The organism is Butyribacter sp. (genome assembly GCF_056818865.1).
Window position 1 is genome coordinate 42,795 of the sequence record NZ_DBLYGC010000014.1, and the last position, 16,399, is coordinate 59,193.

14 protein-coding genes are annotated in these 16,399 nt (G+C 37.0%); all 14 read right to left on the bottom strand.

Annotation, left to right across the window (positions count from 1 at the left end):
• Window positions 1-4: 4 nt before the first annotated feature.
• Complete coding sequence (gene hisIE / locus ACZLXV_RS08060) at window positions 5-1,276, bottom strand: bifunctional phosphoribosyl-AMP cyclohydrolase/phosphoribosyl-ATP diphosphatase HisIE (protein WP_482383065.1); 1,272 nt, start codon at window positions 1,274-1,276, stop codon at window positions 5-7.
• A gap of 11 nt (window positions 1,277-1,287) precedes the next feature.
• Window positions 1,288-1,896, bottom strand: coding sequence for an imidazoleglycerol-phosphate dehydratase HisB (hisB, locus tag ACZLXV_RS08065; protein WP_022225410.1), 609 nt, complete (start codon window positions 1,894-1,896; stop codon window positions 1,288-1,290).
• Between the two features lie 27 nt (window positions 1,897-1,923).
• Window positions 1,924-3,213 (bottom strand): histidinol dehydrogenase, encoded by a 1,290-nt coding sequence (gene hisD / locus ACZLXV_RS08070; protein WP_482383066.1) that lies wholly within the window; start codon window positions 3,211-3,213, stop codon window positions 1,924-1,926.
• Between the two features lie 23 nt (window positions 3,214-3,236).
• Window positions 3,237-3,881, bottom strand: coding sequence for an ATP phosphoribosyltransferase (hisG, locus tag ACZLXV_RS08075; RefSeq protein WP_022225408.1), 645 nt, complete (start codon window positions 3,879-3,881; stop codon window positions 3,237-3,239).
• Window positions 3,882-3,890: 9 nt separating this feature from the next.
• Window positions 3,891-5,141 carry an ATP phosphoribosyltransferase regulatory subunit gene (hisZ, locus tag ACZLXV_RS08080; protein WP_367334940.1) on the bottom strand — a complete coding sequence of 417 codons (1,251 nt, stop codon included), beginning with the start codon at window positions 5,139-5,141 and terminating at the stop codon, window positions 3,891-3,893.
• A gap of 111 nt (window positions 5,142-5,252) precedes the next feature.
• On the bottom strand, window positions 5,253-6,473 hold the full coding sequence (gene ilvA / locus ACZLXV_RS08085) for a threonine ammonia-lyase (RefSeq protein ID WP_022225406.1): 1,221 nt from the start codon (window positions 6,471-6,473) through the stop codon (window positions 5,253-5,255).
• Window positions 6,474-6,509: 36 nt separating this feature from the next.
• Window positions 6,510-7,406 (bottom strand): signal recognition particle-docking protein FtsY, encoded by an 897-nt coding sequence (ftsY, locus tag ACZLXV_RS08090; protein ID WP_482383086.1) that lies wholly within the window; start codon window positions 7,404-7,406, stop codon window positions 6,510-6,512.
• Between the two features lie 494 nt (window positions 7,407-7,900).
• The gene (gene smc, locus ACZLXV_RS08095; RefSeq protein WP_482383067.1) at window positions 7,901-11,464 is read right to left on the bottom strand and encodes a chromosome segregation protein SMC; all 3,564 of its coding nucleotides are present in this window, start codon (window positions 11,462-11,464) and stop codon (window positions 7,901-7,903) included.
• 19 nt (window positions 11,465-11,483) lie between these two features.
• Complete coding sequence (rnc, locus tag ACZLXV_RS08100) at window positions 11,484-12,167, bottom strand: ribonuclease III (RefSeq protein WP_482383068.1); 684 nt, start codon at window positions 12,165-12,167, stop codon at window positions 11,484-11,486.
• Between the two features lie 43 nt (window positions 12,168-12,210).
• Window positions 12,211-12,429 (bottom strand): acyl carrier protein, encoded by a 219-nt coding sequence (locus ACZLXV_RS08105; RefSeq protein WP_022225400.1) that lies wholly within the window; start codon window positions 12,427-12,429, stop codon window positions 12,211-12,213.
• 10 nt (window positions 12,430-12,439) lie between these two features.
• The gene (gene plsX / locus ACZLXV_RS08110) at window positions 12,440-13,447 is read right to left on the bottom strand and encodes a phosphate acyltransferase PlsX (RefSeq protein ID WP_482383069.1); all 1,008 of its coding nucleotides are present in this window, start codon (window positions 13,445-13,447) and stop codon (window positions 12,440-12,442) included.
• Between the two features lie 97 nt (window positions 13,448-13,544).
• On the bottom strand, window positions 13,545-14,327 hold the full coding sequence (locus ACZLXV_RS08115) for a CheR family methyltransferase (RefSeq protein ID WP_022225397.1): 783 nt from the start codon (window positions 14,325-14,327) through the stop codon (window positions 13,545-13,547).
• A 143-nt stretch (window positions 14,328-14,470) separates the two neighbouring features.
• Window positions 14,471-15,565: a 30S ribosomal protein S1 gene (rpsA, locus tag ACZLXV_RS08120; protein WP_022225396.1), complete on the bottom strand. Its 1,095-nt coding sequence runs from the start codon at window positions 15,563-15,565 to the stop codon at window positions 14,471-14,473.
• The gene (gene ispH, locus ACZLXV_RS08125; protein ID WP_482383070.1) at window positions 15,549-16,397 is read right to left on the bottom strand and encodes a 4-hydroxy-3-methylbut-2-enyl diphosphate reductase; all 849 of its coding nucleotides are present in this window, start codon (window positions 16,395-16,397) and stop codon (window positions 15,549-15,551) included. The genes rpsA and ispH overlap by 17 nt, the downstream gene beginning before the upstream one ends.
• Window positions 16,398-16,399 lie beyond the last annotated feature (2 nt).

Consider the following 16,399-nt stretch of genomic DNA (forward strand, 5'->3'; position numbering starts at 1 on the left):
CTTTCTATCTGCGGTTGACAAGTTCCTTTGTTATATCACTCCAGTCAATATCACATTCAGCCATAAGAACCATCATATGATAAAGAAAATCTGAAATCTCATATTTAAGTTCTTCTGAATCAGGATTTTTGGCAGCAATGACAATCTCTGTTGCCTCTTCACCGCATTTTTTCAAGATTTTATCTATTCCCTTATCAAAAAGATAATTCGTATATGAGCCTTCTTTTGGATTTTCTTTTCTATCCATGATAATTTTATAGTCTTCAAGCAATACTGTCAATGGATTTGTTTCAATATATTCCTTTTTTGCAAGTTCCTTAAAGAAGCAGGTTCTGCTTCCGGTATGACATGCGGCACCAACCTGGCGAACCTTTGCAAGAATTGTATCATTGTCACAATCAAGCATAAGTTTCTTTACATACTGATAATGGCCTGACGTATCACCTTTGAGCCACAGTTCCTGTCTGCTTCTGCTGTAATAAGTCATCTTTCCGCACTCTATAGTCTTTGCATATGACTCCTCATTCATGTAAGCAACCATCAAAACTTCATTTGTACGGTAATCCTGAACTACTACAGGTATAAGGCCGTTATCCATAAGTTTAAAGTCAGAAAAATCTATAAGACTTTCAAATACTTCTACATTTATGCCTTTATCTTTTAATGACCTTTTTGCTTTGTAAATATCTCTGTCCTCGGTATCCTCAAAATAATTTGTTGATACGGCATCTGTCTTTTCAAATGATAAAAGCTCTGCAAGGTCATTTCTTATAAGTCCGTCTCTTATCATAATATCCATTTTTGTATTATTTATGGCATCAGTAAAACTCTTCGTACAGTCAATGTGCTTAAGCATTGCACTGCCTACACCCATATCATAATATTTATCAAGTGCCTCGGCGTCCATAAATGCAGCTTTCATATCAACTTCAAGCATAAGCTTGTCTTTATCAAATCTAGAAGTAATCTCATCAATAACTTCCTGTTCAGGCAAAAGTGCATTTCTGATTACAAGCTTATATGCTCCGGTATAAAGAGCTTTCTTGGCATCCTCAAATCTTTCAATATACATTCCTATCATAAACGGAATATCTATCTGTTTTTCAATTGCTCTTGCCGTACTTAAAAACTCTTCCCTCGAAGCTTCATCACCGGTATAGTTATAAATAAACAGCTCATCTGCCCCCTTGCATGCGTACTCATCTGCAAGTTTTATAATATTTTCCGGATATTCATTTTCTGCATTTATAAATGGAATTATTTTTTTCTTTTTCATATATCCTCCGTTTATTCTCCCAAACTGCCCTTTGTGGACAATACATCGCTTATTCTCTCATCATACATTACGGCCTTGTCAAGTGCCTTTGCAAATGACTTAAATGCAGCCTCTATAATGTGATGGTTATTTGAACCATCAAGCATTTTTAAATGAAGATTCATCCCTGCCGAATAACTTACAGCATAGAAAAACTCATGTACCATCTCAGTATCAAATTCTCCTACATTTGGCACACTAAATTCCATGTTTTCAACAAGATAAGGTCTTCCTGAAAGGTCAAGTGCGCAGAGCATAAGGGTCTCATCCATCGGAAGTATGCACTCACCGAATCTCTTAATGCCCTTTTTATCACCTACAGCTTCTTTTATTGCCTGTCCTAATACAATTCCCGTATCTTCAATAGAATGATGACAGTCAACTTCCAAATCTCCCTTAACCTTTACGGTAAGGTCAAAAAGTCCGTGTCTTGCAAAACTGTTCAACATATGGTCAAAAAAACCTATTCCTGTGTCAATATCTGCCTGACCGCTGCCGTCAAGATTTATCTTTACCAAAATGTCAGTCTCTCCAGTCACTCTTGAAACCTCGGCAGTTCTTTTATTTATATTATCACTCATAATCAAACCCAAACCTTTCACAAAAACTTATTCAAATCTTACCGCTATTGAATTTGCATGCGCTGTAAGTTTCTCAGCCTTTGCAAAGTCCTCTATATCAGTGTGAATAAGCTCAAGTGCCTCCTCAGAGTATGAAATAATGCTTGATTTCTTTATAAAGTCATCAACTGAAAGCGGTGAGAAAAACTTAGCTGTTCCGTTTGTAGGAAGTACATGGTTTGGTCCCGCAAAATAATCTCCGAGAGGCTCACTGCTGTACTCGCCAAGGAAAATTGCTCCTGCATTTCTTATTCTTGTCATTGTATCAAACGGATTCTTTGTCACAATCTCAAGATGTTCTGAAGCTATTTCATTTGCTGTATCTATAGCTTCTTTCATATCTTTTGCAACAAGTATATATCCATATGAATCAAGCGATTTCTGTATTATCTCTTTTCTTGAAAGAACTTTTACAAAACCGTCAACTTCATCTGATACTTTCTTTGCAAGTTCTTCACTTGTTGTAACAAGTATTGCAGATGCCATCTCGTCATGCTCAGCCTGTGAAAGAAGGTCGGCTGCCACATATCTCGGATTTGCAGTCTCGTCTGCAAGCACAAGTATTTCACTCGGACCTGCAATTGAATCAATACTTACATAACCGTAAACGGCTTTCTTTGCAAGTGCAACAAATATGTTTCCTGGACCTACTATCTTGTCAACCTTTTTGATGCTCTCTGTTCCAAAAGCAAGTGCCGCAATAGCCTGTGCTCCGCCAACTTTATAGATTTCATCCACTCCTGCTTCATGTGCAGCTACAAGTGTTATAGGATAAACTTTTCCGTCTTTTCCGGGAGGTGTTGTCATAACAATCTTATCTACTCCCGCAACTTTTGCAGGTACAATATTCATAAGTACAGATGAAGGATATACTGCTTTTCCTCCCGGTACATACACACCAACTCTTGCAAGAGGTGTAATCTTCTGTCCGAGAAGTGTTCCGTCTGTCTTACTGTCAAACCAACTGTAACGAACCTGTTTCTGATGATAATCTCTTATGTTTACAAGTGCTTTTCTGATTATCTCCACTAGACGCTCATCAACTTTTGTATACGCCTCTTTAATCTCTTCCTCCGTTACTTTGAAAGTCTCCTCAGTAATCTTTACTCCGTCAAATTTTTCAGTATACTCAAATAAAGCCTTATCTTTGTTTGTCTTTACATTTTCGATAATATCATTTACCGTATCTTCAAATTTGCTGTACTGATTTGGACTTCTCTTTAAGAGATTTTCCAATATGTTATTGCGTTCTTTCTCTGTAAGTTTAACTATTCTCATGGCTGCCTCCCTAATTTAGCTTTCTAATCGTCAGGTATAACTTTTTTCAAATCACGAATAAGTTTCGTTATTCTCTCATGCTGCATCTTCATGCTCACTTCGTTTACAACTACTCTTGCTGATAAAGGACATATCTCCTCCAATACCTCAAGACCGTTTTCTTTTAAAGTAGAACCTGTCTCAACTATATCAACAATAACTTCTGAAAGTCCCACTATAGGTGCAAGTTCAACCGAACCGTTAAGTTTGATTATCTCAACTGTCTGGTGTTTTTTATTGTAAAAATAATCTTTTGCAATCCCCGGATATTTACTTGCAACTCTGATAAGTGAACCGTTGTTTAACTGTTCTCTTGCACTCGCCGGTCCTGCAACACACATACGGCACTTTCCACAATTTAAGTCTAACACTTCATAAAGTTTTCTGCCAGCCTCGAGTATTGTATCTTTTCCGACTACCCCTATATCTGCGGCTCCAAGTTCAACATATGTAGGAACATCGGATGCTTTTGAAAGGAAAAACTTAAATCCAAGTTCCTCATTTACAAATATGAGTTTTCTTGTTTTTTCGTCTTTCATTTCCTCACATGTAATGCCAATTTTCTCCAAAAGACTCAATGTATGTTTCGCAAGTCTTCCTTTTGCCAATGCAAATGTTATATATTCCATATGTTCCTCCTATTTAAATGTTATCTCTTCAACAACTGACTTGTCTTTTAAGTATAACAGCTTTTCTTTATTCATTCTCTTCGCATACTCCTTGTACATTTCAATATCTTTCTGTGAAGATTTGCGTACAAGCTGTACATTTTCACCCGATTTTCTAAGTGCTGCTGTTTTGTTTATTGCTTCCTGTCTCAATTCCTTAGGATAGAGAAGAATACAGCCAGATACAAACTTTTCATCAGTAATATCCTGTCTTGTTAGCGCAAGCATAAGCTGGTCAAGCACAATCGCAAGACCTATGGCAGGTGTATCCTTTCCAAACTGTCCGACAAGTCCGTCATAACGTCCGCCCGTTGCAACAGCCTCACCTGTTCCATATGTATATGCCCTGAATATAACACCTGTATAGTAACTGTAATGGCTAAGCATACTGAGATCTATTGTAACGTAGTCGGTAAAACCATATATTTTTAATATATTATTAAGTTTAGCAAGTCTGTCAAGAGCTTTCAAAACTCTCTCGTTTTTGCAGCGTTCTTTTACAAATTCAGCCGCTTTATCAAAATCCTCTAAAAGGTCAGGAAGCTTTAATATCACCTCTTTAAGACCCTCTGACACAGTCAGGTTATCAAGAAGATCCTCAACTCCAAAGAAGTTTTTACTTTCAATCAACTCATGAAGTTTCTCTGTCTCCTCAGGTGTAAATCCTGCTTCCTCGACAATTCCCCTGAACAAATCTGCATGTCCTATCTCAAGCTGGAATCTCTTAAGGCCGCTGCTCAAAAGACTTTCAACTGTAAGAGCTATCATCTCTGCATCGGCATCTGAACTTGCATCTCCAAAAAGCTCTGCACCTACTTGGGTAACTTCCTGAAGTTTTCCTTTATACGGGTCTGTATTTACAAATGTATTTGCAGTATAGCAAAGACGAATCTGCATCTGCTCTTCCCTATAATATTTAGCCACACATCTTGCAATCGGAGGTGTCATATCCGGTCTTAATACAAGCGTATTATTTCCTCTGTCGAAAAATTTAAACATTTCTTTTGAAGAGGCAGTTCCTCTCTCTTTACTGAATATGTCAAAATATTCAAATGTAGGCGTCTGTATATCATCAAATCCATATGATTTCATAACATCATGAACTTTTCCTGCCACATCTAACTTATTTTCACATTCTACACCATAGGTATCTCTTACTCCACCCGGTGTATGAAGCAATTCACTTCCAATATAATCTGTCCCATTTTTAAACTGACTCATCCTAAACCTCCGATTCTTAATTTATTCTCAAACAGCTAAAAAATTGTCATCACACCTTTTCAAAGCGTTTGAGCCAAACATTTTTTCAATTTAATGCAATGCATTAAATTTTTACTCATATAATCCTGTCGGACTTTCCTCTTTCGGGTCATATCCGTGCTTTCTAAGCGCATCTATAATTTCTTTCTTATGCTCATGTCCAAATGCCTCAAGAGTAATTCTAAGTTCAACAGCTGAATTTCTGTTTATGCTTACAAACTGGTTATGCTCAAGTCTTATTACATTTCCTTTAAGCTTAGCAATCACATTTGCGACATTCACAAGTTCTCCCGGTCTGTCAGGAAGCTGAACTGATACTGTAAATACTCTTCCTCTTTCAATAAGTCCGTGCTGTACAACCGAAGAAAGTGTTATAACATCCATGTTTCCTCCGCTTAAGATTGAGACAATCTTTTTACCCTTGCAGTCAAGATGTTTTAACGCCGCAACTGTAAGCAGACCTGAATTTTCAACAAGCATCTTATGATTTTCCATCATGTCAAGGAAATTTACAATAAGTTCATGGTCATCTACGGCAATTATCTCATCAATATTTTTCTGGATATATGGAAATACAATATCACCCGGTGTCTTAACCGCTGTACCATCTGCAATAGTATCAACATTTGGAAGTGTAACAACCTTTCCTGCATCCAATGATGCTTTCATACAGCTTGCACCTGCCGGCTCAACACCTATAACTTTTATGTTCGGATTTAAAAGTTTTGCAAGAGTTGAAACTCCTGCTGCAAGTCCGCCACCTCCGATTGGCACAAGAATTATGTCAACTGTAGGAAGTTCTTTAAAAATCTCCATTGCAATTGTACCCTGTCCTGTAGCTACAACCTCGTCATTGAAAGGATGTACAAATGTTGCCCCCTCTTTTTTTGCAAGTTCAAGCGCATACTGGCAGGCTTCATCATAGACAGAGCCATGAAGCACGACTTTAGCCCCATATCCTTTTGTTCTATTTACTTTAATAAGTGGAGTAGTAGTAGGCATTACCACGGTTGCAGGAACACCGTAAAGTTTTGCTGCATAAGCAACGCCCTGTGCGTGATTTCCTGCTGATGCTGTTACAAGTCCCTTCTCTCTTTCTTCCTCTGAAAGAGTGCTGATTTTGTAGTATGCACCTCTTACCTTATACGCTCCTGTATACTGCATATTTTCAGGCTTAAAATAAACTTTATTTCCTGTCTGTTCTGAAAAATATTCACTATAAATAAGGTTTGTAGGAAGTACAACCTCTTTCACCTTTTCTGATGCCTCTTCAAATTTATCTAATGTCAACATATAATTATTTGCTCCCTTCTGTTTTTCTTAATTTATTTATCCCTTTGTCTCAAATAATGCATCTACAAACGCATCTGCATCAAATTTCTGTAAATCCTCTATGTGCTCTCCGATACCTATATATTTGACCGGAATATTCATTTCAGACTGGATTGCTATTGCGATTCCTCCCTTGGCAGTTCCGTCAAGCTTTGTAAGTATTATACCGGTAATATCAGCAACCTCACTAAACTGTCTTGCCTGTGCAAGTGCATTCTGCCCTGTTGTGCCGTCAAGCACAACAAATGTTTCCCTGCATGCGTCCGGATATTCTCTTTCCACAATCCTGTTTATCTTTTTTAATTCCTCCATAAGATTCTTTTTATTATGGAGTCTTCCTGCCGTATCACATACCAATATATCAGCATTTCTTGCCTTTGCCGCATTTACTGCATCATATACAACCGCTGCCGGATCTCCGCCTTCCTGTCCTGCAATAAGCTCAACACCTGCTCTGTTAGACCACTCCGTCAGCTGCTCTATCGCTGCCGCCCTGAATGTATCTGCTGCCGCAAGAATAACTTTCTTTCCGTCAGACTTAAACTGCGATGCAAGTTTTCCGACAGATGTTGTCTTTCCGACACCGTTTACACCGATAAGCATAACAACCGATTTTTTATTCTCAAAGTCATATGCATCATCATGTACACGCATCTGCTCTTTTATTGAATCAACAAGGAGCTGTCTGCACACTGCAACTTCCTTTATCTTGTTCTCCTTAACTTTCTCCTGAAGATTTTCAATAATTTTTTCCGTTGTCGCAACACCTATATCAGCCATTATAAGAACTTCCTCAAGTTCCTCATAAAAGTCATCGTCTATCTCCGAAAAACCGCTGAAAACATTCTCCAGTCCCGAAACGAAACTGTCTCTTGTTTTAGTGAGACCGTCAATAAGTTTTCCAAAGAAACCTCTCTTCTTGGATTTTTCAGGCTTGTTTTCCTCCGTATTTTCTTCCGGAACTCCAGGTGCAGCTTCTTCACTTTCTAAAATCTCTGAAGCAGTCTCTTTTTCCTTTTCTGAAGTTTCATAAATAACTTCTTCATCATTTTTTAAATTTTCAGAAACTGTCTCTTCCTTTTCTTTGGCATCATCTGAAATATCATCTGGTTTAATTTCCTGTAAATTTTTCTCCTCTGTTTCAGAATCGTCTGTATCTTTGCTTTCCGTACTTTCATCTGTATGTTCTTCTAACCGAACATCTCTCATTTGAGATTCATCTTCTGTTTTTTCTTCGGCCTGTTCTTCTTCATTTACAACAGCTTCTTCCACTTCTTCAACATGTTTTTTTCTTTTAAATTTATTCTTTATACTTTCCCACATAATTCCTCCGTTTTATATTATGATGTTGGTGCAAAAAGGTATTTTTGACCCTTGCATTATATTATTTAATTGGCTATATCTTTCTCATCGAGCAGACTTACTGACACAAGTGTCGAAACACCTTTTTCCTGCATCGTAATTCCGTAAAGAATATCGGCTGCATTCATTGTTCCCCTTCTGTGAGTGATAACAATAAACTGCGTATCCTTGGTAAGCTTATGAAGATAATCTGCATATCTTCCTACATTTGAATCATCGAGTGCCGCCTCTATCTCGTCAAGTAGACAGAACGGTGAGGGTTTCAAACTCTGTATTGCAAACAAAAGTGCTATTGCTGTAAGTGCTTTCTCACCACCTGAAAGCTGCATCATGTTTTGCAATTTCTTTCCCGGCGGCTGAGCGATTATCTTAATGCCCGCCGTGAGAATATCCTCATCTTCCATCAGTTCAAGTGTACCTCTTCCGCCACCAAACAATTCCTTAAAGACTTTATCAAATCTGTTTCTTATTTCTGAAAACTGTTCTTCAAACTGTTTTCTCATCTCTATGTCAAGTTCTTCAATAATTTTTTCAAGAACTTTAGCAGCCTCTATCAAATCATCGTGCTGCGTTGTAAGAAGTTCATACCTTTCTGAAACTTCCTTATACTGTTCAACAGCATTTACATTTACTGAACCAAGTGATTTTATCTGTTTCTTTATCTCACTTATTTTTGCTTTCATACCAGGTATAGTAAGTTCAGTCTGTGTTTTAAGCGAGAGTGCACTGTGATATGTAAGTTCATACTGTTCCCACATATAATTTGTATAATTGTCAATGCTTTCTGTCAGTTTTTCCTTTCTTCCTGAAAGTCTGAAACATTCCATTTTGAGCTCATTTATATTTTTTGACAATTCCTCTCTTTTGTCAAGAAAAGCTTTATTTTTTTGTGAGAGTTCTTCTTTTTCCAAATTTTCTTCTTCTATTTGGTGTTCTAATCTCTCTGTTTCTTTTCTTTTTTCTTTTATTGTATTTTCTGTTTTTATTATTTCTTCTTTTTTCTCGTCTATCTGACTGTCAATATTTTTGCTGTTTTCTGCAGTCTCCTCCAATTGCTTCTCAATAATCTTTTTGCCCTGCTCAATACGGTCTACGTTCTCATCAATAAATCCAATGCTCTGTGTAAGTGAAGTAAGTTCAAGCGTATAATCTGATTCTTTGTTTTCTAAGTCTTCCAGTTGTTTTTTTACACTGTCAAGTTCTGTCTGATGTCTATTTATCTCATCATCAAATTTTTTGGACTCATCTTCACTTTTAAGCAATGCTTTAGTGATATTATCCATCGTGCTTTTTAACTTTTCCTTATCATCTTCTATTCTCATTCCTTCAATCCTGATAAGTTCAAGCTGTTCTTCGCTCTTCTTTAAATCCGCTGACGCACGCTCATATCCTATCTTTGCCGTATTCTGCTTCAACACAAAATCCTGCCTTAATTTATCATTGGCACCGATTTTTTCCCTGAACTTAGCAATTTCATCTCTGCTTTTTTCGATCAGATGCAGCGTTTTTTCAAGCTCAGTCTTTAATTTTGACACATCTTCTTCAAGCTGGCTTATCTGCCTGCGCCTTCCAAGAAGATTATTATTATTTTTAAATGCACCACCTGACATAGAACCGCCCGGATTAAGAAGCTCTCCCTCAGTAGTAACAATCCTTAGTGTATGGTGATATTTTGCGGCAAGCGCAATAGCATTGTCTATGTTATCAACGACTACAAATCTGCCAAGAAGATAATTTACAAGTTCATTGTATTTTTCTTCTGCAAAGACAAGTTCTGATGCCATCCCGATAACACCCTTTTCAGACATAATATTTACGGCATTGTTTGCTGCTCTCTTATGAATATTTGTAAGAGGCAGAAATGTTGCCCTTCCATACCTGTTCTTTTTCAGATACTCTATCATTTTTTTTGCTGTCTGCTCATTGTCCGTTACAATGTTTTGTATATTTCCTCCAAGTGCAGTCTCAACGGCAATCTCATATTCTTTTTTTACACGTATGATGTCGGCAACTACACCTATTATTCCCGGTGTATCACCTTTTCTTTCCATAACATGTTTTATGCTCTGTCCAAATCCCTCATATCGCTCAGTCATATTTTTCAATGAATTGAGCCTTGAATTTTCCATATGATATTTTTGCTGAATATCGCTATGCTCTTTCTGTACATTCTGATTTTGTTTAGTAAGCTCATTTAACGTATTTTGAAGCGATATTCCTGCAACATCTAAAGCATCTATTTTTTCGGTTATCTCATCATATGCTTTCTTATGAGTTATCATATTTTCAGTAAGAACTGAATTTTCCGTTTTGTTTTGAAGTATCCTCTTATTGAGTTCTGCTCTCTTTATATTATTTTGTTCGAGTAAAGTTTTGTATTTTAACTCTTCACTCTTTACATCAGCAGCTGCATTTATGCTTGCAAGTTTTTGTCCCTGTACTTTCCCTATAAACTTTTCAATATCGGATATTTTATTTTTATGAACCTCGATATTTTTCTTATTTTCCAGTAACAAAGCATTTACCCGCTCTATCTTTTTGTTATTATCTTCTCTCTGCCGGACATATTGGCTGTATTCCAGGTCATATTTTTTTATTCTGAGCTGATAATCGTCTATGACCTCCTTATAATGACTTTCACTCTGTTTTATACCACGGATTTTTTCATTTAAAAGCCTTATATCCGCCTCACAATTATTTAATAAAACTCTTGTTGTATTTAAATTTTCTTTATGAGTCTCGATACTTTTTATTTTATCATCTAGTTTTTCCTGTAACTTTTCATACTCTGCCCTGCTTTTTTCATGCTCGGTGTTGGCATTTTTTAAATCGTTCTCAGCAATCTCCTGTTTTTGTTCAAACTCTTTTACTTCATCATGAATACGGTCATATTCTATAAGGAACATATTTACATCCTGTGTTCGTAACTCATCACGAAGCATAAGATACTGTCTTGCTTTTCCCGCCTGTTTCTCCAACGGACCTACCTGTTTTTCTATCTCGGAAAGAATATCCTCTATTCTCTCTAGATTATGTCTCTCTTCCTCAAGATTCTTTTGTGCACTTGCTTTTCTTCTCTTGTATTTGACAATTCCGGCTGCCTCGTCAAAAAGTTCACGTCTTTCCTCAGGCTTTCCGCTTAATATCTTGTCTATCTGACCCTGACCGATTATAGAATATCCTTCTTTTCCTATACCTGTGTCAAATAAAAGTTCCTGAACATCTTTAAGTCTGCATGCTGTTCCATTTAACAGGTATTCACTCTCTCCTGACCTGTAAACTCTTCTTGCTATCTTAACTTCTTCATATGGAACATTTAATTTGTGATCCTCATTGCTTATAGTAATGGCTACATATGCAAAACCAAGTGGTTTTCTCATCTGTGTTCCCGCAAAAATAACGTCCTCCATTTTCGCACCACGAAGCTGCTTTGCACTCTGCTCTCCAAGCACCCATCTGACTGCATCGGCTACATTACTTTTTCCACTGCCGTTTGGCCCTACAATTGCGGTTATTCCGTCATGAAATTCAAATATCAACTTGTTTGCAAATGATTTAAAACCATGTACTTCTAAACTTTTTAAATACATCCGATGTTCTCCTGATTAATTATTTGTGAAGCTTAAGTATAGCCTGATATGCAGCAGACTGTTCTGCCTTTTTCTTTGTTCTGCCGGCAGCCGTCGTAAATCTTTCCCCGCCTATGTTTACAGCAACTGTAAATGATTTATTGTGATCCGGTCCTTCCTCCTTTATAAGCTCATATTCCATATCAAGATGCTCACCCTGAACTATTTCCTGCAATATGGTTTTGCTGTCATAAAAAAGTTTTTTCTTCTCTATATCATTTAATATATGCCTGTTAATATACTCTCTTGCTTTCTCAAATCCCCCATCAAGATAGACTGCACCTATTGTTGCCTCAAGCGTATCTGACAATATGGAGTCTCTCTCTCTTCCTCCTGTCAAATCTTCACCCCTGCCAAGCATAACATAATCTCCGAGGTCTATATCTCTCGCACATAAGGCAAGTGTAGGCTCACATACCCAGCTTGCTCTTATTCTTGTCATGTCTCCCTCAGGTTTTGTCGGATTTTCTTTGTATATCTGCTCACTTGATATCAATTCCAACACGGCATCTCCTAAAAACTCAAGTCTTTCATTACACATGTATTTTTTCAATCTGTTTTCATTTGAATATGAACTATGCGTAAGTGCTGTTATTAGCAAATCCGTATTTTTAAACTCATATCCTGTTTTTTTCTGAAACTCTAATAATTTTTCCTGTTTCATCAGGCACACTCCTAACATTCTTCGTTTTTATACGATGCTTTTCTTAACAGATAATTTCCAACAAATCACCAACCGTAATAACGTCTTTTAATGTCTCTTCATCTATTGATATGTCAAACTCTTTTTCAACTCCCATCAATATTTGAAAAAGCTCAAGAGAGTCTGCTCCAAGGTCATCAATAAAACTCATTTCCTGGACAATATCTGTATCATCAATACTCAAAACCTCTGCAATTATTTTTTGAAGTTTTTGAAATTCCATATTGCACCACCTATTCAATAATAAGATTTTCTTTTATTTTTTCATTTATCTTTTCTTCATTGAACTGTATGCACTGTCTTATTGCCTGTGTGATTTCCACACTTGACGAACTTCCATGTGCTTTTACAACAAGACCGTTAAGACCAAGAAGCGGAGCTCCACCCTGATCTGATGTATCAAACTGTTTAAGTGTTGATTTGAGTGCCGGTTTGATAAGAAGCGCACCTATTTTACTTCTAAGGCTTGACATAAGTCCTTCTTTTACTTTTCCAAGAAGTGTTGATGCAAGACCCTCGTATAATTTTAATATTACATTTCCTACAAATGCTTCACATACTATAACATCAGCATCCCCTTTAGGAATATCTCTCGCCTCGATACTTCCAATAAAATTGATATCCTTACATTCCTTAAGTAAAGGATATGTTTCTTTTACGAGCATATTTCCTTTTTCTTCCTCAGCACCGATATTTACGATGGCAACACGCGGTTTTTCTATTCCGACAATTCTCTCCATATATATCGAACCCATCTTTGCAAATTGAACAAGATGTGATGCTCTTGCGTCCACATTGGCACCACAGTCAATCAGGAGTGCTGGTCCTTTTGCTGTAGGAATAAGCGGTGCGAGAGGCGAACGCTCTACGCCTTTGATTCTACCCACAACAAACTGACCGCCAACAAGTATGGCTCCTGTACTTCCTGCCGATACAAATGCATCTGCCTCGCCATGCTTCACAAGATTCATTCCGACAACGATTGAAGATTTTTTCTTTTTTCTTATCGCCATTACCGGAGGTTCATCAAATCCGATAACATCATCAGCGTGTACAATTGTCACACGTTCCTTATCATATTTATATTTTGCAAGTTCTGTATTGATGTCATCAGTTCTTCCAACTAATACAACATGTATCTTATCATTTTCATTGACTGCATCAATTGCACCTTTTATAGGTGCCTGCGGAGCATTATCTCCACCCATGGCATCAACAACTACCTTAATAATATCACTCATATTTCACCTCATATTGCATTTATTTTCGTCCATACTTATATACACAACCTCCATTTTACTAAAAAACTCACAATTGTGCAAGATTAAAAGCAGCCCACTAATGAGCTGCCTTTTTATAGAAAAATGATTTATATGTTGAAAATCCTGATTCTCCCGGCGATATAATCTGTTCTGTACTTCCCACGAACAAAATACCGTCATTTTTAAGGGACGCATTAAATTTCTTGTATATTTCCGCTTTCGCTTCCTCTGTAAAATAAATCATAACATTTCTGCAGACAATCATATTGCAGCCTGTAGGATAGGTATCTTTAAGCAGGTTGTGCTGTTTAAATTCAACGCGCTTCTTTATTTCATCTGAAATTTGATAACTTCTTGTTCCTACTTTAGTAAAATACTTTGTTATGTACTCTTTTGGAAGTCCCTTAAGACTCTTTTCATCGTAAATTCCTACCTGTGCTTTTTCAAGTACAACCCTGTCTAAATCGGTGGCGATGACTTTAATCTTGTTTAAAGGAATAAACTTCGACAGTAACATTACGAGTGTGTATGGCTCATCTCCCGTAGAACATGCCGCACTCCATATTTTAAGGTCATTACCGAAAAATTCAAAAAGATATGGTAAAATTTCATTTTCCAAAAGTTTCCACTGTTCAGGGTTACGGTAAAACTCAGAAACATTGATTGTCAGATATGTTACAAAATCATCAAGCATCTTTTTATCTTGTTTTATTGCTTCAATATATTCATCATAACTCTTTATCTTGTTTTTTGTTATCAATGAATCAATACGCCTTTTCATCTGTCTTTCTTTGTAACTGCTCAAGTCTATCTTTGTGAGCTGATATACTTTTTCTTTGAACTTTTCATAATCTCCCAATTTCCATCCCTCCTTTATATTAAAATACGCCAATCCGAATAACCGGATTGGCGTATTTAAGAACATCCTGCGTTCTTATTGCAAAACATGTATCAGCTTTGCTGACAATTTCATTTACACATTTATGCAATCCAGCAGAGCTTTTACTCTGTAACTTCTTCCTCTTCTTCTGACTCGTTATCATTTAAGAGAGCTTTAATGCTTAAGCTTATCTTGTGATCATCAGGGTTAAAGTCAACTACTTTTGCTTCAATCTCCTGTCCAACCTTCAATGCATCTGATGGCTTGTCAACATGCTCTTTTGAAATCTGTGAGACATGAAGTAATGCGTCAACGCCCGGCTCAAGCTCGATAAATGCACCGAAATCTGCCATTCTTGCGACTTTGCCTGTAACTACAGAACCTACGCTGTACTTATCAGCAGCATTTAACCAAGGGTTCTGATCCTCAAATTTAAGGCTGAGTGCAATCTTGTCATCTTTAATATCTTTGATAAGAACTTTTGTCTTATCTCCAACATTGAATACTTTTCTAGGGTTCTCAACACGTCCCCATGACATTTCAGAAATATGAAGGAGTCCGTCTGCTCCGCCTAAATCGATGAATGCACCGAAGTCTGTAAGGTTCTTAACCGTACCTTCAACAACATCTCCTACATTGATTCTTGCGAATAACTCTTCCTGAAGTTTCTTCTTCTCTGCAACTAAAAGCTGCTTTCTGTCACCGATGATTCTTCTCTTCTTAGGGTTGAACTCACTGATAACAAACTCTATTTCCTGTCCTGCATATTTTGAAAGGTCTTTCTCATATGTGTCTGATACAAGACTCGCAGGAATAAATACCTTTGTTTCCTCAACAACTACACTTAAACCACCTGTCAATACATCTGTAACTGTGGCTTTTAATACAGTCTGATTTTCAAAAGCTTCTTTGATATGCTCATTGCTCTGTTCCATAGCTAAACGCTTATATGTGAGAAGAACCTGTCCCTCACCATCGTTTACTTTAAGAACTTTAGCTTTCATCTTGTCACCTTCTTTAACAACTTCTCTAAGGTCGATGCCAGACTGATTGCTGTATTCATTTCTTGTAATGATACCGTCAGCCTTATAGCCGATGTTTAAGATGATTTCATCTTCCTTAACGCTGATAACTGTCCCTTCTACAATCTCTCCATTGTGGATTGTTACTAATGATTCTTCCAATAACTGTTCAAATTCATTATTCATTTCTGACATATGATTGAACCTCCTTAATAATATTATTTGGGGTTGAAGCCCCGGCAGTAATACCCACGCTACGAAAAGATTGAAGTTGCTTCAAATCCAGGTCATCAAGTGTCTGTATAAAATATGTGTTCTCACACTCTTTTCTACAAATTTCATAAAGTTTCTGGGTGTTTGAACTATGTTTTCCACCTATTACTAACATCGCGTCGGATTGCCTCGCAATAGTAACCGCTTCTGTCTGACGCTCTTCGGTAGCGTTGCAAATTGTATTCATAACATCTATATCATAACTCTTTTTAGATAAAATATCAACTATATCTTTGAATTTCTTGTAATTAAATGTCGTTTGTGATACAACACATAATTTTTTTTCGCCATCAACAGTATAATTTTCTGCTTCTTCAACGCTTTCCAATACAACCGGTTCATTGACACACCAGCCTTTTATCCCTTCTACCTCAGGATGATTGTCGCTTCCTATTATAATTATGGTTTTTCCGTTTTGTGATGCCTCTTTAACTATTTTGTGTATCTTTAATACAAACGGGCATGTTGCATCGACTATATTCACATTTTTTTCTCTAAGTGCCTTTATAACTTTTTCCGGTACACCATGCGAACGTATTATGACAGTTGCATCATATCCGTTATTTATATCATTGACAGAATCTATGACTTTTACACCTTTTTTTTCTAAATCTTCTACTACCTGTTGATTATGAATAATCGGGCCAAGTGTATATACTCTTTCACCTTTTTTCGCCTCATCATAAACCATATCAACAGCACGTTTTACACCAAAACAAAAACCCGCGCTTTTTGCAGTTGTAACTTCTCTCATAT

What these genes read in the sequence shown, in the direction of transcription:
- rpsA (WP_022225396.1), bottom strand. Translation starts at nt 15,565, where the DNA reads ATGTCAGAAATGAATAATGAATTTGAACAGTTATTGGAAGAATCATTA.
- ispH (WP_482383070.1), bottom strand. Translation starts at nt 16,397, where the DNA reads ATGAGAGAAGTTACAACTGCAAAAAGCGCGGGTTTTTGTTTTGGTGTA.
- plsX (WP_482383069.1), bottom strand. Translation starts at nt 13,447, where the DNA reads ATGAGTGATATTATTAAGGTAGTTGTTGATGCCATGGGTGGAGATAAT.
- hisG (WP_022225408.1), bottom strand. Translation starts at nt 3,881, where the DNA reads ATGGAATATATAACATTTGCATTGGCAAAAGGAAGACTTGCGAAACAT.
- rnc (WP_482383068.1), bottom strand. Translation starts at nt 12,167, where the DNA reads ATGAAACAGGAAAAATTATTAGAGTTTCAGAAAAAAACAGGATATGAG.
- hisIE (WP_482383065.1), bottom strand. Translation starts at nt 1,276, where the DNA reads ATGAAAAAGAAAAAAATAATTCCATTTATAAATGCAGAAAATGAATAT.
- ACZLXV_RS08105 (WP_022225400.1), bottom strand. Translation starts at nt 12,429, where the DNA reads ATGGAATTTCAAAAACTTCAAAAAATAATTGCAGAGGTTTTGAGTATT.
- ilvA (WP_022225406.1), bottom strand. Translation starts at nt 6,473, where the DNA reads ATGTTGACATTAGATAAATTTGAAGAGGCATCAGAAAAGGTGAAAGAG.
- hisZ (WP_367334940.1), bottom strand. Translation starts at nt 5,141, where the DNA reads ATGAGTCAGTTTAAAAATGGGACAGATTATATTGGAAGTGAATTGCTT.
- hisB (WP_022225410.1), bottom strand. Translation starts at nt 1,896, where the DNA reads ATGAGTGATAATATAAATAAAAGAACTGCCGAGGTTTCAAGAGTGACT.
- smc (WP_482383067.1), bottom strand. Translation starts at nt 11,464, where the DNA reads ATGTATTTAAAAAGTTTAGAAGTACATGGTTTTAAATCATTTGCAAAC.
- hisD (WP_482383066.1), bottom strand. Translation starts at nt 3,213, where the DNA reads ATGAGAATAGTTAAACTTACAGAGAAAGAACGCAATAACATATTGGAA.